The organism is Antarctobacter jejuensis, assembly GCF_052266595.1.
GTDB lineage: Bacteria > Pseudomonadota > Alphaproteobacteria > Rhodobacterales > Rhodobacteraceae > Antarctobacter > Antarctobacter jejuensis.
The window spans coordinates 264,388-287,947 of the sequence record NZ_JBQQXJ010000005.1; the positions used below are offsets into that span (position 1 = coordinate 264,388).

General features: G+C 64.0%; 24 protein-coding genes. 8 read left to right on the plus strand and 16 right to left on the minus strand.

Annotated elements, in window-relative coordinates; all coding sequences use genetic code 11:
• Window positions 1–105 precede the first annotated feature (105 nt).
• From ACTXGA_RS09675 to ACTXGA_RS09700, 6 genes are all read right to left on the minus strand, one after another.
• The gene (locus tag ACTXGA_RS09675; protein ID WP_443393085.1) at window positions 106–3,516 is read right to left on the minus strand and encodes an efflux RND transporter permease subunit; all 3,411 of its coding nucleotides are present in this window, start codon (window positions 3,514–3,516) and stop codon (window positions 106–108) included.
• Between the two features lie 3 nt (window positions 3,517–3,519).
• Window positions 3,520–4,971, minus strand: coding sequence for an efflux RND transporter periplasmic adaptor subunit (locus ACTXGA_RS09680; protein ID WP_443393086.1), 1,452 nt, complete (start codon window positions 4,969–4,971; stop codon window positions 3,520–3,522).
• Window positions 4,972–5,054: 83 nt separating this feature from the next.
• The gene (moaB, locus tag ACTXGA_RS09685) at window positions 5,055–5,597 is read right to left on the minus strand and encodes a molybdenum cofactor biosynthesis protein B (protein WP_443393087.1); all 543 of its coding nucleotides are present in this window, start codon (window positions 5,595–5,597) and stop codon (window positions 5,055–5,057) included.
• Window positions 5,598–5,605: 8 nt separating this feature from the next.
• Complete coding sequence (locus tag ACTXGA_RS09690) at window positions 5,606–6,199, minus strand: metallophosphoesterase family protein (protein ID WP_443393088.1); 594 nt, start codon at window positions 6,197–6,199, stop codon at window positions 5,606–5,608.
• Between the two features lie 8 nt (window positions 6,200–6,207).
• Window positions 6,208–6,816, minus strand: a complete 609-nt coding sequence (locus ACTXGA_RS09695; RefSeq protein ID WP_443393089.1) for a LysE family translocator — start codon at window positions 6,814–6,816, stop codon at window positions 6,208–6,210.
• Window positions 6,813–7,592: a uracil-DNA glycosylase gene (locus ACTXGA_RS09700; protein ID WP_443393090.1), complete on the minus strand. Its 780-nt coding sequence runs from the start codon at window positions 7,590–7,592 to the stop codon at window positions 6,813–6,815. The genes ACTXGA_RS09695 and ACTXGA_RS09700 overlap by 4 nt, the downstream gene beginning before the upstream one ends.
• Before the next feature lie 158 nt (window positions 7,593–7,750).
• On the opposite strand from ACTXGA_RS09700, the gene ACTXGA_RS09705 reads away from it, so the two are divergent.
• The 6 genes from ACTXGA_RS09705 to plsY are packed head-to-tail and all read left to right on the plus strand — an operon-like array spanning window position 7,751 to window position 12,072.
• On the plus strand, window positions 7,751–8,701 hold the full coding sequence (locus tag ACTXGA_RS09705) for an aspartate carbamoyltransferase catalytic subunit (RefSeq protein ID WP_443393091.1): 951 nt from the start codon (window positions 7,751–7,753) through the stop codon (window positions 8,699–8,701).
• Window positions 8,698–9,246 carry an aspartate carbamoyltransferase catalytic subunit gene (locus ACTXGA_RS09710; protein ID WP_443393092.1) on the plus strand — a complete coding sequence of 183 codons (549 nt, stop codon included), beginning with the start codon at window positions 8,698–8,700 and terminating at the stop codon, window positions 9,244–9,246. The genes ACTXGA_RS09705 and ACTXGA_RS09710 overlap by 4 nt, the downstream gene beginning before the upstream one ends.
• A 2-nt stretch (window positions 9,247–9,248) precedes the next feature.
• Window positions 9,249–9,800, plus strand: a complete 552-nt coding sequence (locus ACTXGA_RS09715; RefSeq protein ID WP_443393094.1) for an aspartate carbamoyltransferase catalytic subunit — start codon at window positions 9,249–9,251, stop codon at window positions 9,798–9,800.
• Window positions 9,797–10,186, plus strand: coding sequence for a hypothetical protein (locus ACTXGA_RS09720; protein WP_443393096.1), 390 nt, complete (start codon window positions 9,797–9,799; stop codon window positions 10,184–10,186). Before ACTXGA_RS09715 ends, ACTXGA_RS09720 begins: the two co-directional genes overlap by 4 nt.
• Window positions 10,183–11,484 (plus strand): dihydroorotase, encoded by a 1,302-nt coding sequence (gene pyrC / locus ACTXGA_RS09725; RefSeq protein WP_443393098.1) that lies wholly within the window; start codon window positions 10,183–10,185, stop codon window positions 11,482–11,484. Before ACTXGA_RS09720 ends, pyrC begins: the two co-directional genes overlap by 4 nt.
• A 3-nt stretch (window positions 11,485–11,487) precedes the next feature.
• The gene (gene plsY / locus ACTXGA_RS09730; RefSeq protein ID WP_443393100.1) at window positions 11,488–12,072 is read left to right on the plus strand and encodes a glycerol-3-phosphate 1-O-acyltransferase PlsY; all 585 of its coding nucleotides are present in this window, start codon (window positions 11,488–11,490) and stop codon (window positions 12,070–12,072) included.
• 3 nt (window positions 12,073–12,075) lie between these two features.
• On the opposite strand, the gene ACTXGA_RS09735 is transcribed toward plsY, so the two are convergent.
• Both ACTXGA_RS09735 and ACTXGA_RS09740 read right to left on the minus strand, forming a co-directional pair.
• Window positions 12,076–12,873, minus strand: a complete 798-nt coding sequence (locus ACTXGA_RS09735) for an alpha/beta fold hydrolase (RefSeq protein ID WP_443393102.1) — start codon at window positions 12,871–12,873, stop codon at window positions 12,076–12,078.
• Window positions 12,873–13,472 carry a 2-hydroxychromene-2-carboxylate isomerase gene (locus tag ACTXGA_RS09740; RefSeq protein ID WP_443393103.1) on the minus strand — a complete coding sequence of 200 codons (600 nt, stop codon included), beginning with the start codon at window positions 13,470–13,472 and terminating at the stop codon, window positions 12,873–12,875. The genes ACTXGA_RS09735 and ACTXGA_RS09740 overlap by 1 nt, the downstream gene beginning before the upstream one ends.
• Window positions 13,473–13,569: 97 nt before the next feature.
• Between ACTXGA_RS09740 and ACTXGA_RS09745 the strand changes: the two genes are divergently transcribed.
• Window positions 13,570–14,577, plus strand: a complete 1,008-nt coding sequence (locus ACTXGA_RS09745) for a ribose-phosphate pyrophosphokinase (protein ID WP_443393105.1) — start codon at window positions 13,570–13,572, stop codon at window positions 14,575–14,577.
• Window positions 14,578–14,636: 59 nt separating this feature from the next.
• Here ACTXGA_RS09745 and ACTXGA_RS09750 read toward each other — a convergent pair whose 3' ends face one another.
• The 8 genes from ACTXGA_RS09750 to ACTXGA_RS09785 all read right to left on the minus strand — a co-directional run bounded on the left by ACTXGA_RS09750 (window position 14,637) and on the right by ACTXGA_RS09785 (window position 22,642).
• Complete coding sequence (locus ACTXGA_RS09750; protein ID WP_443393107.1) at window positions 14,637–14,987, minus strand: H-type lectin domain-containing protein; 351 nt, start codon at window positions 14,985–14,987, stop codon at window positions 14,637–14,639.
• Between the two features lie 300 nt (window positions 14,988–15,287).
• Window positions 15,288–16,505, minus strand: coding sequence for an MFS transporter (locus ACTXGA_RS09755; protein WP_443393108.1), 1,218 nt, complete (start codon window positions 16,503–16,505; stop codon window positions 15,288–15,290).
• A gap of 98 nt (window positions 16,506–16,603) precedes the next feature.
• Window positions 16,604–17,035 (minus strand): F0F1 ATP synthase subunit epsilon, encoded by a 432-nt coding sequence (locus ACTXGA_RS09760; protein ID WP_443393110.1) that lies wholly within the window; start codon window positions 17,033–17,035, stop codon window positions 16,604–16,606.
• Between the two features lie 55 nt (window positions 17,036–17,090).
• Window positions 17,091–18,515, minus strand: a complete 1,425-nt coding sequence (gene atpD, locus ACTXGA_RS09765) for a F0F1 ATP synthase subunit beta (protein ID WP_443393112.1) — start codon at window positions 18,513–18,515, stop codon at window positions 17,091–17,093.
• 19 nt (window positions 18,516–18,534) lie between these two features.
• The gene (locus ACTXGA_RS09770; RefSeq protein WP_443393114.1) at window positions 18,535–19,416 is read right to left on the minus strand and encodes a F0F1 ATP synthase subunit gamma; all 882 of its coding nucleotides are present in this window, start codon (window positions 19,414–19,416) and stop codon (window positions 18,535–18,537) included.
• A 12-nt stretch (window positions 19,417–19,428) separates the two neighbouring features.
• Complete coding sequence (gene atpA / locus ACTXGA_RS09775) at window positions 19,429–20,964, minus strand: F0F1 ATP synthase subunit alpha (protein ID WP_443393115.1); 1,536 nt, start codon at window positions 20,962–20,964, stop codon at window positions 19,429–19,431.
• Window positions 20,965–21,531 carry a F0F1 ATP synthase subunit delta gene (locus ACTXGA_RS09780; RefSeq protein WP_443393117.1) on the minus strand — a complete coding sequence of 189 codons (567 nt, stop codon included), beginning with the start codon at window positions 21,529–21,531 and terminating at the stop codon, window positions 20,965–20,967.
• A gap of 370 nt (window positions 21,532–21,901) precedes the next feature.
• Window positions 21,902–22,642: a class I SAM-dependent methyltransferase gene (locus ACTXGA_RS09785; protein ID WP_443393118.1), complete on the minus strand. Its 741-nt coding sequence runs from the start codon at window positions 22,640–22,642 to the stop codon at window positions 21,902–21,904.
• 68 nt (window positions 22,643–22,710) lie between these two features.
• Between ACTXGA_RS09785 and gloB the strand changes: the two genes are divergently transcribed.
• Window positions 22,711–23,472 carry a hydroxyacylglutathione hydrolase gene (gene gloB, locus ACTXGA_RS09790; RefSeq protein WP_443393120.1) on the plus strand — a complete coding sequence of 254 codons (762 nt, stop codon included), beginning with the start codon at window positions 22,711–22,713 and terminating at the stop codon, window positions 23,470–23,472.
• The last annotated feature ends 88 nt before the right edge of the window (window positions 23,473–23,560 follow it).

Sequence of the window (23,560 nt, forward strand, 5' to 3'; positions counted from 1 at the left end):
AAAGTGAGGGGCTCTGCCCCCGCCGCCCTTCGGGCGTCTCCCCCGAGGTATTTTCAAACCAAAAGAAGCAGCGCGGGCGCTCTGGGTCCTACGACAGCACCTCGGTCAGGCGTCCAGGTGGCGCGGCCGCACGGGACGCCGCAGGGCCAGGGTCACGGCGGAGACGACGAAGACCGCCAGCGGCAGCACGAAGGCCAGCATCAGGAACAGCAGCAGCGCGGCGAAGGCCGGGCTTAGTCCCGCGAAGGCGGGCAGCGCCTGCGCCAGTACCGGTAGAAGGTCCCCGGTCAGCGCGGTATAGCCCAGCGTCATCGCCAACCCGCCCAGCATCGCCGTCGAAGCCGCGATCAGCACCCAGCGCGGGCCACGACCGCGGAACCGCAGACCACGTTTCAGCGCCGCGATTTGCCCGCCGATGTCATGCTGGATCGCCACCAGCGAGGGCACCACCAGCAGCACCAGCACCACCCCAAAGCCGAGACCGTAGACCAGCGTGATCACGGTCGGCTTCAGGAATTGCGCATCGGCGGAGGTCTCATACAGCAGCGGTGCGAGGCCCAGAACGGTGGTCGCCGTGGTCAGAAAGACTGCCCTCAGGCGATCGGCGGCGCCGTCGATAATCGAGGGGATCAGACCGCGTTCCGACGCGTATTCGTCGATCTGTGTCACCAGCACGATGGAATCGTTGATGATGATGCCGGTCATGCCCAACAGGCCGACCACGGTGAACATGCTGAGTGGCACATCCCAGATGTAGTGGCCCCAAATGGTCCCGATCAGGCCAAAAGGCACGATGGCCATGACCACCAGCGGCCGGGTCCAGCTGGCAAAGACCCAGGCCAGCACGAGGTAGATCCCCAGCAGCACCATGATCAGGCCGTTGCGGGCATCGGCAAGGAATTCGTTTTCCTGCTCGGCCAACCCGGCAAGGCGGAATTCCACCTGCCGGGTTTCGGCGATCTGCGGCAGGATTTCCTCCTTCAGCGCTGTCACGATTTCCTCGGCGCGGGCCGGGTCGTCCTCTGAGATGTCGCCGGTGACAGAGACCAGCCGCAGACCGTTTTCGCGCCGCACGGTGGAAAAGCCGCTGCGCCGTTCGACCCGCACGATATCGGCCAGCGCCATGTAATTGCCCGAAGGGGTGCGGAGTTGCATCCGGTCTAGGAAATCGGCGGTGAGTTCGCTGTCGGGCAGGACCACACGGATTTCGGCAGAGCGCGGGCCGTCGGGATAGGTCGCGGCCTCGATCCCGCCAAGACGATCGCGCAGGGTGCGGCCCAGCCCGTCGATGTCAAAGCCCAGCGCCAGGCCTTGCGGCGTCAGTTCGAGGATCAGCTCGTCCTTGTCATAAGACATGTTGTCCTCGACCGCCGAGACCTCTGGGTAGCGCAGGACGGCGGTTTTCAGATCCTCGGCGGCGGCCTTCAGCGTTTCGGAATCCGCGCCATAGAATTGCACGTCCAGCGAATCGCCGCCCGGCCCGCCCCGCCAGCCCCGGAAAGAGATTTCCTCGACCAGCGGGTGACGCACGATGCGTTCCTGCAATTCTCCAACGAAGGCGAAAGAGGAATAGGGGCGCAGGTCGGCCTCGATCAGCTCGATGGAAATGGCGCCCAGTTGTTCGGGGTCCTTGGTGTCGGCCCCGGGCAGCGAGCGGCCCGCGTTGCCGCCGATTTCGGCCAGAACGTAATCCAGCGGGTTGAGGCCATAACGCTCCTCGTATTCGCGGCCCAGTTCCTCTGTCGTCTGCTGGAAAAGGCGCATCTGTTCCAGCGTGTCGGCCTTGGTCGCCCCGGGCGCCATGGCGAAGTTGCCGGTGACCGAGCCCTGTTCGGGCGAGTTGAAGAAGCGCCACGTGACGTCGCCGTTGATGAACAGAGTGATCTGCGTGGCCAGCACCAGCAGGACACTGGCGATCACAGCGTAGCGCGCCCAGATCACGAACCGCAGGAAGGGCCGGAACAGGCGGTCGCGCACCCAGCGGAACCCACGGTTCACCACGCGGGAGGGCATGTCGTACCAATAATTCTTTTCCGCGTGTTTCGCGGCGTGGGCCATGTGGTTCGGCAGGATCAGGAAACATTCCACCAGCGAGGCCAGCAGCACCGCGATCACGGTAAAGGGGATGTCGGCGATCAACTCACCAAACCGCCCGCCGACGGCGACGAGACCGAAAAAGGCGATGACGGTGGTGATGGTGGCCGAAAAGACCGGCAGGGCCATGCGCCGGGCAGAGGTTTCGGCAGCATCAAACGCCCCCATGCCGCGGCGGCGCGCAAGGTGATCGGCGTGTTCGCCCACGACGATGGCGTCGTCCACCACGATGCCCAGCGTGATGATCAGCGCAAAGAGCGAGATCATGTTGATGGTCAGCCCGCCCACATACATCAGCGCAATTGCCGCCATCAGCGCGGTCGGGATGCCCGCCGCCACCCAGAAGGCCGTGCGGGTGTTCAGAAAAAGGAACAGAAGCGTCACAACCAGCGCCAGTCCGGTCAGCGCGTTGTCCATCAGGATGTTCAGGCGGCCGGTGATCGCCTCTGACCGGGTGCGGATCAGGTCGATGCTGACGCCATTGGGCAGCGAGGCGGTCAGTTCCTGCGCCACCTTTTCCACGGTGTCCTGAATGGCGATGGCATCGCCCCCGGCAGAGCGGTCCACCCGGATCGAAATGGCGGGATCTTCGCCCACGAAATAGCTGCGCTCGCGGTCGATGCCTTCGACCCGCAGGCGGGCCACATCGCCCACCGTCAGGTTCGATCCATCGGGGTTGGAGCGCAGGACGATGGCCGCGATGGCATCGGCGCTGCGTTTCTCGATCCCGGTGCGCACGCGCGCGCCCGCGCCTGCCACGTCGCCTGCCGGATCGGCCTGCACCTCGGCGCCGATGGCCTCGGCGATCTGGCGCATGGTGATGCCGTGCGCGATCAGATTCTGCGAGGGCACCTCGATCACCGTGCGCGGGGCGGCAAGGCCCCGGATTGTGGTCTGCGTCACCCCCTCGGCGAACAGCCGCACCACCAGTTCATCGGAAAACCGCGCCAGTTGGTCGACCCCCACCGGGCCCGTCACCACAAGGTCCGTCACACGGTCCCGCCAGCCGCCGCGCCGGACCGAAGGTTCCTCTGCGTCTTCGGGCAGCGTGTTGACCGCATCCACGGCCTGCTGCACGTCGTCGGCAGCGCGCGCGATGTCCCAGCCCGGCTCGAACTCCAGTTCGATGGCGGCGCGCCCTTCGCGCGACACGGCGGAGGATCCGATCACCCCGTCGACCGCCAACAGTGCCGGTTCCAGAACCTGTACGATGGCGGCATCCACGTCTTCGGCCCCTGCGCCCTCCCATGTGACGCTGACGTCGATTTCATCGACGATCACATCGGGAAAGAACTGCGCGCGCATGTTGGGGATGGCAAAGGCCCCGGCCGCCAAAAGGATCACCAACAGCAGGTTGGCCACCGTGGGGTGGCGGGTGAAGTACCCGAAGATACTGCCGGCGGAATTGGGAAGCGCGCGCATGGATCAGCCCCCTATCCGGGATTCGAGGCGCTCGACCACTTCGGCGGGCACCTCCTTTTGTTCAAGCTGCGCAAGGATGCGGGTCTTGGCCGCCTCCGGCATCCGGGTGTTGGCCTGCACGAAGGCGACCAGCTTGGCGCGGCGTTCCTCTGTCAGTTCGACCATGGCGGGGGGTTCGGGTTCCGCCCCGCCCTGCAGCGGCTTGACCCGGATGCCCGCGCCCAACAGCGGGGTGCGCTGTGCGACGACCAGACGATCGGCAAGCCCGCGCGCGCGGATCAGCACGTCATCGCCCTGCCGGCGCATCAACTCGACCGTGACGGTTTCCAACCGGCTTTCGGTGCCGACGACCAGAACCTCATTCGCGGCGTTGACGGCTGTGGCCGGCAGGCGGGCAACGCGGTCCAGCGGTGCCTCTTCAATGCTGACGGTAACGAAATCGCCGGGCTTGAAGCCGCGCGGCGCGTCCAGCGTGGCGAACAGCTGACGCCCGGTCTGGCCCTCGCCCACGGCGGCGCTGTCGCGCGAAATGCGCCCCTTGGCGCTGATATTGGTGCCAAAGATGTCCAGCGTGACGGTCACGGGCGCCTGCACGAGGTTGCCATCGCTGTCCAGCAACCGGGCGTATTGCTGGGTCGAGACGCGAAACGCCACCTCCAGCGCCTGTGGGTCAACCAGTTGCGCAAGCTGTTCATTGGCAGAGACAAGACCGCCCGCCACAACCGTCACATCCGACAGGGTCCCCGCAAATTCCGCACGGATTTCTGTGTCCGCAAGTTGGCGTTCGGCCTCATCCCGGGCGATTTCGGCCCGGCGCAGGCGGGTGGCGGCCTGATCGATGCGCGCCTCTGCCGTCGCCACGGCCTGCCTGCGGGTCAGCACCGATTGCCGCTCACTCGACAGGGCCAGTTCCGCGCTTTCGACCGCCGCCGCCGTGCCGACGTTGCGTTCCAGCAGGTCGCGCTGACGGCGCAGGGCGGTTTCGCGCAGGACCACCTGTTGCTCTGCGGCGATCAGCTCGTCCTTGGCGATCACCAGCGCGCGGGTCGCTTCGCGCTGTTCGGCCTGAGCGTCCAGCAGATCGCTTTCGGAGCGGTCCAATGCCGCCTGCGCATCCGCCGGGTCGATCCGCGCCAGGAATTGCCCCCCCGTCACCTGACCTCCTTCGACAAATCCGGGGTCCAGTTCAACAACCGCGCCAGAGGCCGTCGCCCGCAGTTCCAGCGTGCGGCGGCTTTGGACCTCGCCAAAAGCGCTTAGCACCGGTGTCACCGTTTCAAAGGCAACCGGCACCACGTTGACGGCAAAGACGCGTTCCCGCGCCTGTGGCACGAAGGCGTCGCGCGCCATCTGCGCGCGCACGGCGTCCCGCACCATGATTCCGGCGTAGGCCAACAGACCAAGAGTGACCGACAGCAGAAAGAGCCCGGTCAGGCTCTTGCGTAGAAAGCGCATATTTCAATCTCCGCGGAGCACCCTTTTGGAGATAGAGGTGCCGAGGTTTATTCCAAGCCTTGAGGCTTATACGCAGGTCCGGATCATTTCCGTCGCAAATGTTCGTCGAGTCTTGGAAAAATTTCGACGAAATTGCAGGGGCGATGGCGGAAATCCAGCTGCCAGCGCAAAATTTCATCCCATGCGTCCTTGCATGCGCCGGTCGATCCGGGCAGCGCGAACAGATAGGTGCCGCCCGCAACGCCCCCCGTGGCGCGGCTCTGCACGGCGCTTGTACCGATTTTCTGGAACGAAATCATGGTGAAGACGGTGCCGAAGGCATCGATCTCCTTTTCGTAGACATCGCGGTGCGCCTCGACCGTGACATCGCGGCCCGTCAACCCGGTGCCGCCGGTCGAGATGATCACGTCCACCTCCGGGTTTGCCACCCAGTTGCGCAACTGGTCGGCGATCAATGTCCGCTCATCCTTCACGATTTTGCGATCTGCAAGGATATGGCCCGCATCAGACAGCCGCTGGACCAGCGTATCGCCGGACCGGTCATCCTCCATCCCGCGGGTGTCGGAGACGGTCAGAACGGCGATCCGGACCGGGATGAACTCTTTGCTTTCGTCGATACGGCTCATGTCAGCCCTCACAGATTGAACCAGTTTGGTGCGGGGCCAAGATTGACCACCCGGGTTGTCCCGATCCGGCCCTCCTGCCCCCAGCAATCATGCACATGCCCGCAAACGGCAAGCCGTGGCGACAGGCGCTGTGTCGCGTCGCGGATCGCAGTCGAGCCGACCGACAGCCCGGTCGAGGTGACATCGGCGATGCCCTTGGGCGGGGAATGGGTGATCAGCACGTCCGCCTGCTTGCAGCGGTCCAGCATCGCGGTCGCCTCGCCCTCTGTCAGGTCGAAGGACCATGATCCGAAGGGCGTGATGGGAATGCCGCCACCAAGGCCAAAGAAAGTCAGCCCTGCCACCTCTGTCGCCTCACCGTGCAGCACCGTGGTGCCCGGCAGGGCGGCGGCGCGCAATTCCTCGGCGGTTTCACAATTCCCCGGCACCACCAGCATCGGCGCCTGCATCCCCTCCAGCAAGGCCAGCGCCTGGTCCAGCCCCTCGCGGACGTTGCAGAAATCCCCGGCGCCAATCACCAGATCCGCCTCGCCGCTCGCCTCGACCAGCGCGCGGGCGCGGCTGCGGGAGAGGTGCAGGTCGGAAAAGGCAAGGATCCTCATCGGTCGCTTCAGACCGCCAGCCGCAGCGCCAACCCGCCGAACAGCGTGGCGCAGGCATAGCGCAGGGTGCGTTCGGTGGTCGTGCCGCCGTGCAGGTGCCGCCGCATCTGACCCGCGAACTGTCCGACCAGTCCGTTCACGATCAAACCGCCGGTGGACATGAGCAGACCATAGATCAGGAACTGCGGCAGCACCGGCAGGACGGGGTCGATGAACTGCGGCACGAATGCCAGCACGAACAGGATGAACTTCGGATTGGTGATATTGACGACGAACCCCTGTCGCAGCGCCCGCGCAGGCAACAGCGCAGGCGCGTCGCTGCCCGCGATGGGCGTGCGCAGCGTCTTCCATGCGATCCACGCCAGATAGGCCGCCCCGCCCCAGCGGATCACGTCAAACGCCCCCGGCAACGCCGTCACCAGCGCACCAAGACCCAGCCCCGCCAGCAGGACATGCACCATTCCGCCCAGCGCCACGCCGCTGGAGGCGGCCCAGCCACAGCGCGCGCCACCGCGCAACCCTTGCGCCATGCAGAACATCATGTCGGGCCCCGGCGTCACGTTCAGCGCCAGACCGGCGGGAATGAAGGCCAGCAGGAGGAGGGGATCGATGATCATGACAGAGCTTTCAGTTTGGCGTTGAGAGACAGCCAGTCGGCCCATGCCTCACGCTTGGCCTGTGGATTGCGCAACAGGTAGGCCGGATGCAGCATGGGCAGGGCCGGACGGCCCTGCGCCTCTGTCCAGTGGCCGCGCAGCCGGGTGATCCCGCGTTTTCCCAACAGCGCCTGCGCCGAGGTGTTGCCCATGACAACAAGCAGATCGGGATCGGCCAGCGCGATGTGCCGTTCGAGGAAAGGCATCAGCATGGCGATTTCCTCGGGTTTGGGATCGCGGTTCTGCGGCGGCCGCCACGGCAGGACGTTGGTGATATAGACCGTCTCCGCCCGGCTGAGGCCCACCGCCGCCAGCATCTTGTCCAGCAACTGACCGGCGCGCCCGACAAAGGGTTTGCCCTGCAGATCCTCGTCCCGGCCCGGTGCCTCGCCCACCAGCATGACGCGGGCACCCGCCACCCCATCGGCAAAGACAAGGTTCCGCGCCCCGCGTTTCAGTGCGCAATGGTCAAACCCGTCCATCGCCGCCCGCAGCGCGCCCAGATCGCCGGCCCCGCCCGCCATCATCTTTGCCTCTGCCACCGGGTCGACCTCTGGCGCGCGGACAGGCGCCGCCGCCTTTGCCGGGGCCGCCGCCCGCTCCGCATGCTGCGCCTTCAGCGCTTCCTCATGGGCAAAACGATCCACAGGCGCGTCGAGCATCGCCTCGTCCACGCCCATTTCCAGCTGCCATTCCAGCGCCGCGCGAGCGGCATACCAGTCGAGTCCCTGATCCATGTGCGCCACCCTACTCCCGGTGCGCGGCAATGAAAATCTCCCCCGGCGTCACCGTGCTGGAAATACACGTATCAATCGTGCCATCCCCCGCGACGTGGGAGTACTTGCCCCTCCGCCTCCTCAAACCTAAGAAGGATCAACGCCGCCAAAGGAAACCCATGCGCTTCGACCACCGCCACCTTCTGGGGATTGAACCCCTGCGTCCGGACGAGATCACGACGATTCTCGACCTCTCGGACCAATACGCCAACTTCAATCGTCGGCGGGACAAGTCCGCAAAGGCGTTGGAAGGTCTTACCCAGATCAACATGTTCTTCGAAAATTCCACCCGCACGCAGGCCAGTTTCGAACTGGCAGGCAAAAGGTTGGGTGCGGATGTGATGAACATGTCGATGCAGGCCTCATCCATCAAGAAGGGCGAAACTCTGGTCGACACCGCGATGACCCTGAACGCCATGCACCCCGATCTGCTGGTCGTGCGGCATCCGCAGTCCGGCGCAGTGGACCTGCTGGCGCAAAAAGTGAACTGCGCGGTGCTGAACGCGGGGGACGGGCGGCATGAACACCCGACGCAGGCCCTGCTGGACGCGCTGACCATCCGCCGCAAAAAGGGGCGCCTGCACCGGCTGTCGATCGCCATATGCGGCGACATCGCGCACAGCCGCGTGGCGCGGTCGAACCTGCTCTTGCTGCACAAGATGGAAAACCGCATTCGCCTGATCGGCCCGTCCACTTTGATGCCCTCCGGCATCGGGGACTTTGGGGTCGAGGTGTTCGAGGACATGCGCGAGGGGCTGAAGGACGTGGACGTCGTGATGATGCTCCGCCTGCAAAAAGAACGCATGGACGGCGGTTTCATCCCCTCGGAGCGGGAGTATTATCACCGCTACGGGCTGGACGCCGAGAAACTCTCTTACGCCAAGGTAGACGCCATCGTCATGCACCCCGGCCCGATGAATCGCGGGGTCGAGATCGACGGCACGCTGGCGGATGACATCAACCGGTCTGTCATTCAGGATCAGGTGGAAATGGGTGTCGCCGTGCGGATGGCGGCCATGGACCTGCTGTCGCGCAACCTGCGCGCCCGCCCCTCGGAGGTGATCGCATGACGCAGGTTGAAATCAACGGATCCGACAACCGAACGCTGCATGTGCTGCATCTGGACCTGCCGCCCGAAGCGGTGGACCGCTTTACCCGCATGGCCGGCACCGGGGAATGGCCGCTGAAATACGGTCTTGGCGCATCCAAGCTGCGCGGCGATTTCGTCGACGTGGTGGCGATCAAGGACCTTGGGGCCATGTCCCTGTCGCAATATCTGGCCCAGGCCTATGATGTTTCGGCCAAGACCCTTGGCGCAGAGGCGGCGCGCCTCGATGCCCTGAAGGGGCATGTCGTCATCCTGCCGGCACAGGCCTTTGGCGGCACCAGCCAGATACTGACCGTGGCGACCCCGCTGCGCCTGATCGGCAGCTTCGGCGGTGTCAGCCCCAAGCCACGCGGCGCCAAGGTGACATCTGATTCGGCTCGCGGTCTTGCCGCGAGCGGCAAGGGCGCTGAGAAAACGGGCAAAGGAGTGTCGCGCACGCTTGTGGTCATCCTTTCGGTGATTGCGATCCTCGCCCTCTTCCTGCTTGTCTCGCTGATCCGGGGCTGAGGATGGAGACGGGCCAGCCAGAGAGCGGGACCGCCCCGCCGCCCGGATGGGAGGGGCTGCTTGACCCCGGTGAGCGCATTCTCTGGCAGGGGCGCCCCGGCGCCGCCGTCCGCATTGGCACGGGCGATATCATCCTGATGGTCTTTGGCATCTTCTTTGCCGGTTTTGCGCTTTTCTGGATGGTCACGGCCTCACAGGCAGGGGGGATTTTCTGGCTGTTCGGCTTGATCCATTTCTGTGTCGGGCTGGGGATCATCCTGTGGCCCGTTCTTGGCCGCCCCTACCTGCGCCGCCACACATGGTACACGCTGACCGACAGACGCGCCTTTATCGCCACGGACGTGCCCCTGCGCGGCAGGCAACTGAAAAGCTTTCCGATCGACGCCGACAACAGCCTGACCTTCGAAGACCGTCAGCCCGGGTCGGTGATCTTTGCCTCCGAGTTGCGGCGTAGCAAGAACGGCAGTCATGAAACCCGTATCGGGTTCCGGGACATAGAGGACGCGCGCCGGGTCTATGGCCTGATGCGACGTATCCAGCGGGGCGCATCATGACGGCGTTCACGCCTGACCGCGCCACCTATATCCGCAGCCATTGGGTCATGGCGGCCGTCGCCATGGCGGCGGGCATGGCGATCCTCTGGGCCGTCGGCAACCCGCATGTCTGGACCGGCGCCGTCGGCGGTCTGGCGGCCGTGGCGATCCGGGGCTGGTACCTGATGGACGAAGAACTGGGCCACCTCTGGCACCTGACGGATCAGGAGTTGGAAGGCCCCCATGACCGTCGCGTTCCGCTGAACCAGATCGACAAGCTGCGCACCGTCGGCACCGCCGTGCAGGTCATCACCAACACCGGCGACAAACATCTCATCAAGTTTCAGGCGGACCCGCAGGCCACCATCGCCCGCATCGACGCCGCCCGCCCGCGAGGGAAAGAATGACAGCGACACTTATCCACAACGCCCGCCTGATCGACCCCGAAGGCGATGCCGTCACCACTGGCGCGCTTTTGATCGAGGACGGAAAGATCACCGAGGTCTTTGCGCAAGACGCCGACATGGAAGCCGCGCTTCGCAGCCGGAACATATCGCCTGATCGGATTGACGCGGGCAACTGCTTCTTGGCGCCCGGCATCGTGGACATCGGCGTCAAGGTCGGCGAACCGGGTGAGCGGCACAAGGAAAGCTATGGCTCTGCCGGGCAGGCCGCCGCCGCGGGCGGCGTGACAACCATCGTCACCCGTCCCGACACGCAGCCCTGCATCGACACTCCCGAGTCGCTGGAGTTCATCCGCCGCCGCGCGCAGGAAGAGGCGCCCATCAACGTCTTGCCGATGGCGGCGCTGACCAAGGGCCGCGAAGGCCGCGAAATGACGGAAATCGGCTTTCTGATGGATGCCGGGGCGGTCGCCTTTACCGATTGCGACAACGTGGTGACGGATACCAAGGTGCTGTCCCGCGCGCTGACCTATGCCCGCAGCCTTGGCGCGCTGGTCATGGGGCACCCGCAGGATCCGGGCCTGTCCAAGGGGGCCGCGGCCACCTCGGGCAAGTTCGCGTCCCTGCGCGGCCTGCCTGCGGTCAGCCCGATGGCAGAACGCATGGGGCTGGACCGGGATATCGGCATGGTCGAGATGACGGGCGTGCGCTACCACGCGGACCAGATCACCGCCGCCCGCGCGTTGCCCGCGCTGGAACGGGCCAAGGCCAATTGCTTTGACGTCACGGCGGGCACCTCGATGCATCACCTGACCCTGAATGAGCTGGACGTGGCCGACTATCGCACCTTCTTCAAGGTCAAGCCGCCGCTGCGGTCCGAAGAAGACCGGCAGGCGGTGGTCGAGGCGGTGCGCACGGGGCTGATCGACATCATCGGCAGCTTTCACACCCCGCAGGACGAAGAATCCAAGCGCCTGCCCTTTGAAGAGGCCGCCAGCGGCGCGGTCGGACTGGAAACCATGCTGCCAGTGCTGCTCCGCCTGTACCACGCTGGAGAGATGGAATTGCCGACCCTGTTCCGCGCGCTGTCGCTGAACCCGGCGCGGCGGCTGGGTCTGGCCTGCGGACGACTGGCCAAGGGCGCGCCTGCAGATCTGGTGCTGTTCGACGCGGACAAGCCGCTGATCCTCGACCGGTTCAAGCTGCGGTCGAAATCCAAGAACACGCCTTTTGACAATGCGCGCCTGCAGGGCCGGGTGCTGGGCACCTGGGTCGGTGGTCGCCGTGTATTCGAGGGCTGAGTTATGGATTGGGTGATCTGGGCAATTCTGGGCTATCTGCTGGGATCGGTGCCGTTCGGCGTGCTGATTTCAAAGGCGATGGGGCTGGGCGATCTGCGCAAGATCGGTTCGGGCAATATCGGTGCCACGAACGTGCTGCGCACCGGCAACAAGGGGGCCGCGCTGGCGACCCTGCTGCTGGACGGTGGCAAGGGCGCTGCGGCAGTGCTGATTGCACGGGCCATGGGGGCCGATGGCATCGCGGTTCAGGCGGCGGGCGTCGCGGCCTTTTTCGGCCATTGCTTTCCGGTCTGGCTGGGCTTCAAAGGCGGCAAGGGGGTGGCGACCTTCCTTGGCCTGATGCTGGCGCTGGTCTGGCCGGTGGGCCTGCTATGCTGCCTCAGCTGGCTGGCAGGGGCCTTTGTGTCGCGGGTATCCTCGGTCGGGGCGCTGGTTGCCTCTGCATCTGCCCCGGTCTGGATGCTGGTTCTGGGACGGACGGACCTTGTGCTGGCGGGCGTATTGCTGGCGGCGCTGGTCTGGTGGCGGCATTCGGCCAACATCGCCCGGCTGCGCGCCGGGACGGAACCGAAGATCGGCAAGAAATAGGCGTCAGATCGCGGCAATCGTGTCGCTGATCGCCCCGGCAATAATGCTGGGGTGACTGTGCAGGACCATGTGCCCCGCGTCCTGCACCACCTTTTCACGGGCCTGCGGCAGACGCGCCATCAGGCCGCGATGCACGTCTTCGATGATTGGCACCGTGTCCGACCCACGGATCAAGGTGACGGGCATGGTCAGCCGCTCAAGCCCGCCGGTGGCCAGCATGCCCGCCCGGTCGTGCCACAGCGCAGGTTCGGTTGCCCGCACGAAGGGCATCTGCCGCCCCATGCCTTCCTGCACGCGTTCTGGAAAGCTGTCCCAGGACACGCCGCCGCCCCAGAGCCTGTTGAACAGCCGCGCCGCAAGCAACAGGTTGTCCCTGTCGCATTCCTTATAAAACACGTCCTCGGCGGCCTTGTGATCGCGTTTCACCGGGCTGTCCGGGGCGGCGGCAAAGAACACCGGCTCGATCAGAGTCAGTGACGCAACCTTGTCCGGTGCCTCCAACGCAAGCCGAAGCGCCAGTGTCGCGCCAAAGCTGTGGCCCGCCAGATGTGTGCCTTTGGCGATCTGGGGCCGCAACACGGCACAGGCCGCGTCATGGACGTCCTCGTCTTCGGGGAACGGGGGGCTTTTGCCATGGCCGGGCAGGTCCGGCGCGCGCAGGGCGCACTGCCCCGCCAGATCCAGTGCGACGGACCTCCACATGCCGCCCTGCCCCAGCCCGCAATGCAGCGCGAGAACCTGCGCCGGGCCATCGCCCCAGCTGCGCCAGTGCAACGCGTCCCCTGCGCCCGCGTCGCGCATCAGAGAGTGCCTGCCAGATGCGCGTCCAGATCCTCCAACCGGTCATTGCCCCAAAAGACCTGTCCGCTGTCGACCACATAGCTGGGCGCGCCAAAGACGCCTTTCTCGATCGCCTCTTCGAGGTTCGCGGGATAGATTTCCGCCCCGGCCAGAAGCCCGCTGTCCGCCAGCGACGGATCGAATCCCGCGTCGGACAGGCAGGCCTTGATGACCCCATCCTCTGCGATGTCCTTTTCACCGGCCCAGCAGGCCGCCAGCAGCCCATGCACCAGTTTGCCGACGTCGCCGCCGCCCGTCTTTTGCGCCGCTATGATGGCATAGGAGGACGGCGCTGGATTGGTCGGAAAATGCGCCGGTTTCAGGTTTGCGGGCAGGCCCGTCTTCTTCGACGCGCGCTCCATCTCCTGCAGGCGATAGGCCTGCCGGTTTGGGTGCCGCTGTCCCGGGGGCGTGCCGCCGGTGCGGGCGAAAAGAGTCATGATGTCCAGAGGCTTGTACGCAATGGTCGCGCCATGTTTCGCGGCGATCTCCTCCAACCGGGTTCCGGCAAAATAGGTGAAGGGGGAGATTGTGGAAAAGAAGTAATCGATATGGGCCATGGTGTCGCCTTCTGGGTCCTGTGCTGGCGCAGACGTTAGGCGCATGCTAACCGGACCGCAACGTCACGAATCCGACATATGCCCAGGACGCGCCACCATGCCCCATATCATCGAACCCAAGATCATCGCCGGCAACTCGAACAAGCCGCTGGCCGAGTCCGTCGCGCGCCGCATGTCTCTGTACCGGGGCATGAGTGTCAAACTGGTCGACGCCCGTGTCGAACGGTTCAACGATCAGGAAATCTTTGTCGAGGTTTTCGAAAACGTGCGCGGCGAGGATATGTTCATCCTGCAAAGCACGTCGAACCCGGCCAATGACAACCTGATGGAATTGCTGATCATGGCCGACGCGCTGCGCCGGTCGTCGGCGGCCCGCATCACCGCCGTGATCCCCTACTTCGGCTATGCCCGGCAGGACCGCCGCACCAAGGCGCGCACGCCTATCACCGCGAAGCTGGTCGCCAACATGGTTGCCGAGGCGGGTATCGAGCGCGTTCTGACGATGGACCTGCACGCGGCGCAGATTCAGGGTTTTTTCGACATTCCGGTCGACAACCTCTATGCCTCGCCGATCTTTGCGCTGGATATCATGAAACAGTTCGACACGCTGGACGACGTCATGGTGATCTCGCCCGACGTTGGCGGCGTGGCGCGGGCCCGCGAATTGGCAAAGCGGATCAATGCCCCGCTGTCGATCGTGGACAAGCGGCGTGAAAAACCCGGTGAGGTCGCCGAAATGACGGTGATCGGCAGCGTCGAAGGCAAGCGCTGCATCATCGTCGACGACATGTGCGACACCGCCGGAACGCTGTGCAAGGCCGCCGAGGTACTGATGGAACACGGCGCGACGGAGGTGCATGCCTACATCAGCCACGGTGTCATGTCCGGGCCCGCGGTGGAACGGGTGACCAATTCGGTGATGAAATCGCTGGTGCTGACGGATTCGATCCAGCCCACCGGCCCGGTCGCCAAAGCGCCCAATATCCGCGTCCTGCCCACCGCGCCGATGTTTGCGCAGGCGATCCTGAACATCTGGAACGGCACCTCTGTGTCGTCCCTGTTCGAGACCGAGACGCTGGGCCCGATCTACGAAGGCATTCTCTGAGCCAAGGGCCTCAAGCGCTGCAAGCGTAGGGCGGGGTTTACCCCGCCGCTGCCACAACTTCAGTACAGTTCCCAGTCGTCGTCGCTGGCCACCTCGCCCATGGCGATCCAGTTCATGCGCACGCGGGCCACACGGGTGTCGCCCCATGTGCGGAACACCAGGTCGAACCCCTTGATCGTCACGTTCTCCGCCGCGATATCGGCGCGCACGTTGGCGCGGTTGTCCATGTCCCAGAGCGACAGGGACACCTGGACCGTCGGTTCGCTGCGGAACGGTTCAGAGAACTTCACGGGCTTGCGGCGTTCACGGCTGCCGTCGCCGGTCCACATTTCACCGCCGCTGGCGAAATCCGAAAACACCTCTTCGTTGCCCTGATCAATCCCGATCAGGCTGCCCACATATTTTTTCATAATCTGCCTCGTCTCATATCAATGTGGATAGTTTTTCATTCCGGCAAATTTGTGAAGACTTTGCTTACACGGGCAATGCCGAGGTCGACAGCATGCCCGCGATCCAAAGACCGCCCAGCCCCCATCCACCGCCGCCGTGGCGAAGAATTAGGCCGGAAGGGTGCAATTCTGGTCGATGACCACAAGAAGGATAATGAATTCGCGCAGATGGGCGCTCAGGCCGTGGCCCATTTAGAAAGCTTTCGCAGGCAGGCACAGGCCAGATTTTCAACCGATCCGTCAATATTTCAGGTCGGACTGTCACTGTACGGCGCTGCGTCGCGGCCGCATCGGCCAGAAAACCGCCGCGCTGATCAGCAGCAAGAGCGCGGTCAGCAGAAACGGGGCACCGGGCAGGTAAAGCGCGGCATCGGGTGCGGCAAAGACGCGGAACAACGGCGTGACAATCAAGGGCGCCGTGACAGCAGCAATGGCGCTGAGACTGGCGATAACGCCTTGCAGCAGGCCTTGGCGGTCTTCGTCGACCAGATTGGAAGCGATGCCTGTCGCATTGGGTGGTGCCATGTCGGACAGGCAGGCAAAGGGCAGGAATAGCCAGACCAGCCAAGCCGCCGGGGCAAACCCATAGGCGACAGAGGCGATGACTCCCGCGCTGACGGCCAGCATCAGCGTCCGCCATTCGCCGATGCGCGGGATCAGAATTCGCATCAACCCGCCCTGCGTGATGACGACCCCCACGCCATAGGCCGCCAGCGACAGGCCGATCAGAGAGGCGGACCAGCCAAAGGATTCCTTGGTCCAATAGGCCCAAAGCACCGGGTAAACCATGTTGGCGAATTCGAACAGGAACAGCCCGATCAGCGGTAGCACAAGCCCCGGCAGGCGCGCCGCCTTGAGGATAGAGCCGAAGGGATTGAGATCCTGCCGGTCGAAGGGGCGACGTTTTTCGGGTGGCAGGCTTTCGGGTAGGACAAACAGCCCAAAGAGGAAATTCGCCGCCGCAAGAAGTGCGGCCGCCCAGAAGGGAGCCGTGACATGCACCCCGGCCAACAGCCCCCCTATCGCCGGTCCAATGATGAAGCCCACGCCAAAGGCCGCGCCAATCAGGCCAAAGTTGGCAGCGCGGTCCTTGGGTGCCGAAATGTCAGCCAGATAGGCGGTTGCGGTGATATAGGTGGCGCCCGCGATCCCGGCCAGCAGACGACCGATCAGCAGCAGCCAGAATGTCCCCGCCAGCGCCATGATGATATAGTCCACCGACAACGCAGCCAGCGTGACCAGCAGCACCTTTTTCCGGCCCAAAGCGTCCGAGATACCGCCAACAGCCGGCGAGAACACGAATTGCGCACCGGCATAGGCCGCCATCAGCACGCCACCCCAGAACGCCCCGGTGGCGGTGTCCCCAGCCCCCACCCGTTCCATCAGGTCGGGCATGATCGGAAAGATCAGCCCGATGCCGATGGCATCCAGCAGGATGGTCGCAAGGATGAACCAGAGAGCGCCGCGCTTGCGATCCATGAAATCGGCTCCTGACAATCGATCTGTTCAGATGCTGCGAAACGGAAAAAGGCCCCGCCGGGATGGCGAGGCCTTTTCTAGATAAGATGTTCAGCCGCTCAGAGCGAGGGCTGTTTCGGGTCCAGACCGATATGGGTGCCGACGGCCACCATGTCCTGCAGCATCTTGACCGCGTCATCCACCAGACCGGGGTCTTCGGCGGTGTCCTTGGTCTGCTGGTAGGCCCGGTGCGCCTCATCGACCAGCGACTCGTAGGTCGCCTGATCCATGTCCGCACGCGGCAGCGCCTTTTCCGCCAGAACCGACAGGGTTTCGCCAATCTCGGCAAAGCCGCCGGTCACGACAAACTGTTCGGTGCCCTTGGCGGTTTCGACCGTCAGGATGCCGGGACGCAGCGTGGTGATCAGCGGCGCGTGGTTCGGCATTGCAGTCAGGTCACCATCGGCGCCGGGGATCTGAACCGAAGTTGCCTCGGTCGACAGCAGCAGGCGCTCGGGCGAGACCAGGTCGAATTGCATCGTTTCTGCCATGTTGTCCTCCGTTCAGGCCGGGGGCGCGGCAGGCGCCCCCGAGCGGTGGATTGGATCAGGCAGCCTCGGCGGCCAGCTTCTCGGCCTTTGCGAGCACCTCGTCGATGCCGCCAACCATGTAGAAGGCTGCCTCGGGCAGGTGGTCGTATTCGCCGGCCACAACCGCCTTGAACGACGAGATCGTGTCTTCGAGCGGAACCTGCACACCGTCAGAGCCGGTGAACACTTTTGCCACGTCGAAGGGCTGCGACAGGAAGCGCTGGATCTTACGGGCACGGGCCACGGTCAGCTTGTCCTCTTCGGACAGTTCGTCCATCCCGAGGATGGCGATGATGTCCTGAAGCGACTTGTAACGCTGCAGGATACCCTGCACGTCACGCGCCACCTGGTAGTGCTCTTCACCAACGATCTGCGGGTCCATCAGGCGCGAGTTGGAGTCGAGCGGGTCCACGGCGGGGTAGATGCCGAGTTCCGAGATCGCACGGTTGAGAACCGTGGTCGCGTCGAGGTGCGCAAAGGTGGTTGCAGGTGCAGGGTCGGTCAGGTCGTCCGCGGGAACGTAGACGGCCTGGATCGAGGTGATCGAACCGGACTTCGTCGAAGTGATGCGTTCCTGCATCGCGCCCATGTCGGTGGCCAGCGTCGGCTGGTAGCCCACCGCCGAAGGAATACGGCCGAGCAGAGCCGAAACCTCGGAGCCCGCCTGCGTGAAGCGGAAGATGTTGTCCACGAAGAACAGAACGTCGGTTCCGGACTGGTCGCGGAACTGTTCTGCCAGCGTCAGGCCGGTCAGAGCAACACGAGCACGCGCACCCGGAGGCTCGTTCATCTGGCCGTAAACCAGAGCAACCTGCGACTCTTCGAGGTTGTCGGGCTTGATGACGTTGGATTCGATCATCTCGTGGTAGAGGTCGTTGCCCTCACGGGTCCGTTCGCCAACACCGGCGAACACGGAGTAACCCGAGTGCACCTTTGCGATGTTGTTGATCAGTTCCATGATGAGAACGGTCTTGCCCACACCGGCGCCGCCGAACAGGCCGATCTTGCCGCCCTTGGAATAGGGGGCCAGCAGGTCGATGACCTTGATGCCGGTGACGAGGATTTCCGATTCCGTCGCCTGATCCTGGAAGGCCGGGGCATCAGCGTGGATCGGGCGGTATTCGTCGGCATTGATCGGCGCGCCTTCGTCCACCGGCTCGCCGATGACGTTCAGGATGCGGCCCAGCGTTGCGTTGCCCACGGGAACCGAGATCGGCGCGTCGGTGTCGGTGACACGCTGGCCGCGAACCAGACCTTCGGTCGCGTCCATCGCGATGGTACGGACGGTGTTTTCGCCGAGGTGCTGAGCAACTTCCAACACCAGCTTCTTGCCGTTGTTGTCGGTGGTCAGGGCGTTCAGAATTGCCGGCAGGTGGTCGTCGAACTGAACGTCGACCACGGCGCCAATCACCTGGGTGATCTTGCCTTGTGCGTTTGCCATGTTTCGTCTCCGGGTGTCTTTAGAGCGCCTCGGCGCCCGAGATAATTTCGATCAGTTCGTTGGTGATGACGGCCTGACGCGAACGGTTGTACTCGATGGTCAGCTTGTCGATCATCTCGCCGGCGTTGCGCGTCGCGTTGTCCATTGCGGACATCCGCGCGCCCTGTTCCGATGCACCGTTTTCCAGCAGAGCCGCAAAGATCTGCGTGGACACGCCGCGCGGAAGCAGGTCCGCTAGGATCGCCTCTTCGTCGGGTTCGTAATCGTAGAGCGTGCTTTCGCCCGCGTCTGCGGAACCCGCGCTTTCATAGGCGGCGGGAATGATCTGCTGTGCGGTCGGCACCTGGGCGATGACGGACTGGAACTTCGCGTAGAAGATCGTCGCCACGTCGAATTCGCCCGCGTCGAACCGGCCAAGGACATCGCGCGCGATATCCTGAGCGTTGCCGTAGCCGATGCGCTTGACTTCGGACAGGTCAATGTGACCCACGTTGAGGCTGCCGTAATCACGCTTGAGCTGCTCGCGGCCCTTCTTGCCGACGGTCAGGATCTTCACTGTCTTGCCTTCGGCAATCAGCTTGTCCGCGTGGGTTTTGGCCAGCTTCACGATGTTCGTGTTGAAGCCGCCGCAAAGACCACGCTCCGAGGTCATGACGACCAGCAGATGCACGTCCGACTTGCCGGTCCCCGCCAGAAGGCGGGGGGCCGAGTCACTGTCACCGACCGAGGCGGCAAGCGACGCCATCACACCATTGAAGCGTTCCGCGTAAGGGCGGGCCGCCTCGGCCGCTTCCTGTGCCCGCCGCAGTTTTGCGGCGGCCACCATCTGCATGGCCTTGGTGATCTTGCGGGTCGACTTGACCGACGCGATCCTGTTTTTTAGGTCCTTCAGGTTGGGCATCTGATGATCCCCTTACGAGAAGTCGGCGGCGTATTCGTCGAGAACCGCTTTGATCTTGGCTTCGTTGTCACCCTTGATCTTGGGATCTTCGTTGGTGATCCAATCCAGCAGATCCTGGTGCTTGCCGCGAACGTGTGCCAGCAGGCCCTTTTCAAAGCGACCAACGTCGGAGACCTTGACCTTGTCGAGGTAGCCCAGCGTACCGGCGCAGATCACAACGACGATCTCGGCGTTGGTCAGCGGCGAGTACTGCGGCTGCTTCATCAGCTCGGTCAGGCGCGCACCACGGTTCAGCAGCTGCTGGGTTGCGGCGTCGAGGTCGGAACCGAACTGGGCGAAGGCGGCCATCTCGCGGTACTGGGCAAGCGACAGTTTGATCGGGCCGGCGACAGACTTCATCGAGTTGGTCTGAGCGGACGAACCCACGCGCGAAACCGACAGACCGGTGTTCACGGCCGGGCGGATGCCCTGGTAGAACAGTTCGGTTTCCAGGAAGATCTGGCCGTCGGTGATCGAGATCACGTTGGTCGGGATAAAGGCCGAAACGTCACCACCCTGGGTTTCGATGATCGGCAGAGCGGTCAGCGAACCGGCACCGTTGTCTTCGTTCAGCTTGGCCGAACGCTCCAGCAGGCGCGAGTGGAGGTAGAAAACGTCGCCCGGGTAAGCTTCGCGGCCCGGCGGGCGGCGCAGCAGCAGGGACATCTGGCGGTAGGACACGGCCTGCTTGGACAGGTCATCGTAGATGATCAGCGCGTGCTTGCCGTTGTCGCGGAAGAATTCGGCCATCGCGGTCGCGGCGTAGGGCGCCAGGAACTGCATCGGCGCCGGGTCGGACGCGGTGGCGGCCACGACGATCGAGTAATCGATGGCGCCGGTCTCTTCGAGCTTTTTCACCAGCTGCGCAACGGTCGAGCGCTTCTGACCGATGGCGACGTAGACGCAGTACAGCTTTTCCGAGTCGTCCTTGGCCGCGTCGTTGTACGACTTCTGGTTCAGGATGGCGTCGAGCGCGACGGCGGTTTTGCCGGTCTGGCGGTCGCCGATGATCAGTTCGCGCTGACCACGGCCGATCGGGATCATGGCGTCGACAGCCTTGAGGCCGGTTGCCATGGGTTCGTGAACCGATTTACGCGGGATGATGCCCGGCGCCTTGACGTCCGCGACGCGGGTTTCCGACGCGTTGATCGGACCCTTGCCGTCCAGCGGGTTGCCAAGGCCGTCCACGACGCGGCCAAGCAGTTCATTGCCTGCGGGCACGGACACGATCGAGTTCGTGCGCTTGACGGTGTCGCCTTCCTTGATGTCCCGGTCGGAGCCGAAGATCACGATACCGACGTTGTCGGATTCGAGGTTCAGCGCCATGCCCATGATGCCGCCGGGGAACTCGACCATTTCACCCGCCTGGATGTTGTCGAGGCCATAGACGCGGGCGATACCGTCGCCAACCGAGAGCACGCGACCGATCTCTGCAACTTCGGCGTCCTGACCGAAGTTCTTGATCTGGTCCTTCAGGATCGCAGAAATCTCTGCTGCTTGGATACCCATTTATCCGACCTCTTTCATTGCATTCTGGAGGGAATTGAGCTTGGCGCGGATCGAGGTGTCGATCATCTTCGAGCCCATTTTGACGACAAGACCGCCGATGAGGCTTTCATCGACGGTCGCACTGATCTTCACATCTTTGCCGACCTTGGCCTTCAGGGTGTCCGCCAGCTGGGCGGCCTGAGCGTCGGTCAGGGCGGTGGCGGAAACCACCTCTGCGGTCACTTCGCCCTTTTCGGTGGCGATCATGTCGCGCAGGCGGGCCACCATCTGCGGCACGACAAAGAGACGGCGCTTGGAAGCCATCAGGCTCAGCACGTTCTTCACCGCGGGCATGAGGCCCATCTTGTCGGCGATCGAGCCAACTGCCGCGCCCTGCGCCTCGCGCGAGTAGACCGGATTAACCAGCAGCTCACGCAGGTCGGCGCTGTCATCAAGCGCAGCGGAGAGATCATCTAGATTGGCTTCGAGAGTGGGGAGCTCGCCGGCGTCCTTCACGATCTCGAAGACAGCGGTGGCATAGCGTTCCGCGATGCCGGAGGAAATCGATGCTGAGTCAGACACGTCCACCCTTCCGATAGTATGCCAACAAGGCACGCGCCCCACAGCAGGGGCGGCACCAGTCGGCGTTTCCTCACCTTGAATTGTCTCAAGGCGATCAAATCGCGCCGGATGTAGCAGAGCCTACCTCACCTCGCAACATACTAAGGAAATATAACCTGTGGCATCAATCCCTTTGTTTTCAAGCAGTTGCGCCAACAACGACTCATGGTGCGACCTTTCGTGCCCCGCCAAGATGTGTCTGGGCCACGTTTTTTTCTGCATTTGCACGATTCCCGGGCAGATTCCCCGCCTCTGAACGCATTGCATGCGCCGCTGCAACGGCGTCCAACGTTTCACCCGATGGCGCAAAAAACGGGTCGCAGCGTCAGGACTGTGTTCAGACCGGTTTTGCCTTGCCCGCCGGGCTCAGCACCTCCAGCGGGTTCAGAACCTTGGCGGCCTCACCCACCCTGCGCCGCGACGGCGGGTGCCGCTTGGACGCCTCCACGATCATCACGCCGCCCGCTGTCACCGGAATCGCGCGCCCCATCTTCTCCCAGACGGGGCCGGTCTTCATCCAGAACCGGCGGGTCGAGGGTGGCTGATACAGGACGGAGACATGCGCGTCCGGGACGAAATCATGCCGCTTCAATTGCGTCTCCAGCTGGCCGATGGTGTAGGGGCGACCATAACCAAAAGGCGTGTGATCCGCCCGCGCCCAGATCCCCGCCCGGTTCGGCAGTATGAACAGCGCCTTTCCACCCGGCCCCAGCACCCGGTATGCCTCGTCCAGCAGATCGCCGGGCCGCTCCGAGGTTTCCAACCCGTGCATCATCACCAGCCGGTCCACATGTCCGGTTTCCAGCGGCCACAGCGTTTCTTCGCACAACACAGAGACATTGGATTGCCCGGCGGGCCAACTCATCACCCCTTGCGGCGCGGGCATCAGCGCCACGACCCGGCGCGATTCCTTCAAATAGGGACGCAAAAGCGGCACGGTAAAGCCATAGCCCGCAACGGTCAGCCCTTGCGCTTCGGGCCAGAAGCGCAGAACCTGATCGCGCAGGATCTTCTGCGCCGCGCGCCCTAGCGCACTGCGATAGTAGAAATCACGCAACACCTGCACATCCAGATGCATTGATACCCCTCGGGTGATGCGTCAGTCTGGTTCCAGATGCATCCTGTCAAAGCCGCGAAGGAAAGACCATGCCCCTCGACATCGTGACCGTGCCCTGCCTGACGGACAATTACGCCTATCTGGTGCACGGTCCCGACGGCACGGCCCTGATCGACGCCCCGGAGGCCGCGCCGATCATCGCCGCGCTGGAAGAGCGCGGCTGGTCCCTTGGCGTCATCATGCTGACCCATCACCACCACGACCATACCGGCGCGGTCGAAGAACTGCGCGCCAGATACGGCTGCCCGGTGATGGGGCCGAAAGCAGAAGAAGGCAAACTGCCCAAGCTCGACATGGCCCTGACACCGGGCTTTTCCGGGGGCACTGATGACGGCCTGTGCGAGGTGCTTGCCGTGCCCGGCCATACGCTGGGCCATATCGCCTTTTACTATCCAAAGGCCGGCGCGGTCTTTACCGCCGACAGCCTTATGGCGCTGGGGTGCGGGCGCATCTTCGAAGGCACGCCCCAGATGATGTGGGAAAGCCTGTCGCGCCTTGCTGCGCTGCCCCCGGACACCATGGTTTACTCGGGCCATGAATACACAAAGGCCAACGCCGCCTTCGCCCTGACCATTGAACCGGACAACGCCGACCTTATATCGCGAGCACGAGAGATCGACGCGGCCCGGGCAGAGGGGCGCCCGACCGCGCAGGTTCCTTTATCGCTCGAACTCGCAACAAACCCCTTTCTCCGCGCTTCCGAAGACAGCGTAAAAACAGCCGTCGGACTACCCGGCGCCAGCGATGCCGAAGTGTTCGCCGAGGTACGCGCCCGCAAGGACCGCTTCTGATCACGCTCGCGGCAAGTTTCGCGCAACTGATGAAAAGTGATGCAGGTATCTGGAGAAAAAACTTGAAGAGTGGCCGCAATCGACCAAA

Excerpts from the sequence above, each read along its gene's own strand:
- moaB (WP_443393087.1), bottom strand. The coding sequence starts at position 5,597 with ATGAGCCGTATCGACGAAAGCAAAGAGTTCATCCCGGTCCGGATCGCC.
- ACTXGA_RS09770 (WP_443393114.1), bottom strand. The coding sequence starts at position 19,416 with ATGCCCAACCTGAAGGACCTAAAAAACAGGATCGCGTCGGTCAAGTCG.
- atpD (WP_443393112.1), bottom strand. The coding sequence starts at position 18,515 with ATGGCAAACGCACAAGGCAAGATCACCCAGGTGATTGGCGCCGTGGTC.
- ACTXGA_RS09680 (WP_443393086.1), bottom strand. The coding sequence starts at position 4,971 with ATGCGCTTTCTACGCAAGAGCCTGACCGGGCTCTTTCTGCTGTCGGTC.
- ACTXGA_RS09715 (WP_443393094.1), top strand. The coding sequence starts at position 9,249 with ATGGAGACGGGCCAGCCAGAGAGCGGGACCGCCCCGCCGCCCGGATGG.
- ACTXGA_RS09745 (WP_443393105.1), top strand. The coding sequence starts at position 13,570 with ATGCCCCATATCATCGAACCCAAGATCATCGCCGGCAACTCGAACAAG.
- atpA (WP_443393115.1), bottom strand. The coding sequence starts at position 20,964 with ATGGGTATCCAAGCAGCAGAGATTTCTGCGATCCTGAAGGACCAGATC.
- ACTXGA_RS09740 (WP_443393103.1), bottom strand. The coding sequence starts at position 13,472 with ATGGCCCATATCGATTACTTCTTTTCCACAATCTCCCCCTTCACCTAT.
- ACTXGA_RS09720 (WP_443393096.1), top strand. The coding sequence starts at position 9,797 with ATGACGGCGTTCACGCCTGACCGCGCCACCTATATCCGCAGCCATTGG.
- pyrC (WP_443393098.1), top strand. The coding sequence starts at position 10,183 with ATGACAGCGACACTTATCCACAACGCCCGCCTGATCGACCCCGAAGGC.
- ACTXGA_RS09705 (WP_443393091.1), top strand. The coding sequence starts at position 7,751 with ATGCGCTTCGACCACCGCCACCTTCTGGGGATTGAACCCCTGCGTCCG.
- ACTXGA_RS09735 (WP_443393102.1), bottom strand. The coding sequence starts at position 12,873 with ATGCGCGACGCGGGCGCAGGGGACGCGTTGCACTGGCGCAGCTGGGGC.
- ACTXGA_RS09785 (WP_443393118.1), bottom strand. The coding sequence starts at position 22,642 with ATGCATCTGGATGTGCAGGTGTTGCGTGATTTCTACTATCGCAGTGCG.
- ACTXGA_RS09710 (WP_443393092.1), top strand. The coding sequence starts at position 8,698 with ATGACGCAGGTTGAAATCAACGGATCCGACAACCGAACGCTGCATGTG.
- ACTXGA_RS09760 (WP_443393110.1), bottom strand. The coding sequence starts at position 17,035 with ATGGCAGAAACGATGCAATTCGACCTGGTCTCGCCCGAGCGCCTGCTG.
- ACTXGA_RS09750 (WP_443393107.1), bottom strand. The coding sequence starts at position 14,987 with ATGAAAAAATATGTGGGCAGCCTGATCGGGATTGATCAGGGCAACGAA.
- ACTXGA_RS09695 (WP_443393089.1), bottom strand. The coding sequence starts at position 6,816 with ATGATCATCGATCCCCTCCTCCTGCTGGCCTTCATTCCCGCCGGTCTG.
- gloB (WP_443393120.1), top strand. The coding sequence starts at position 22,711 with ATGCCCCTCGACATCGTGACCGTGCCCTGCCTGACGGACAATTACGCC.
- plsY (WP_443393100.1), top strand. The coding sequence starts at position 11,488 with ATGGATTGGGTGATCTGGGCAATTCTGGGCTATCTGCTGGGATCGGTG.
- ACTXGA_RS09700 (WP_443393090.1), bottom strand. The coding sequence starts at position 7,592 with ATGGATCAGGGACTCGACTGGTATGCCGCTCGCGCGGCGCTGGAATGG.
- ACTXGA_RS09755 (WP_443393108.1), bottom strand. The coding sequence starts at position 16,505 with ATGGATCGCAAGCGCGGCGCTCTCTGGTTCATCCTTGCGACCATCCTG.
- ACTXGA_RS09690 (WP_443393088.1), bottom strand. The coding sequence starts at position 6,199 with ATGAGGATCCTTGCCTTTTCCGACCTGCACCTCTCCCGCAGCCGCGCC.
- ACTXGA_RS09675 (WP_443393085.1), bottom strand. The coding sequence starts at position 3,516 with ATGCGCGCGCTTCCCAATTCCGCCGGCAGTATCTTCGGGTACTTCACC.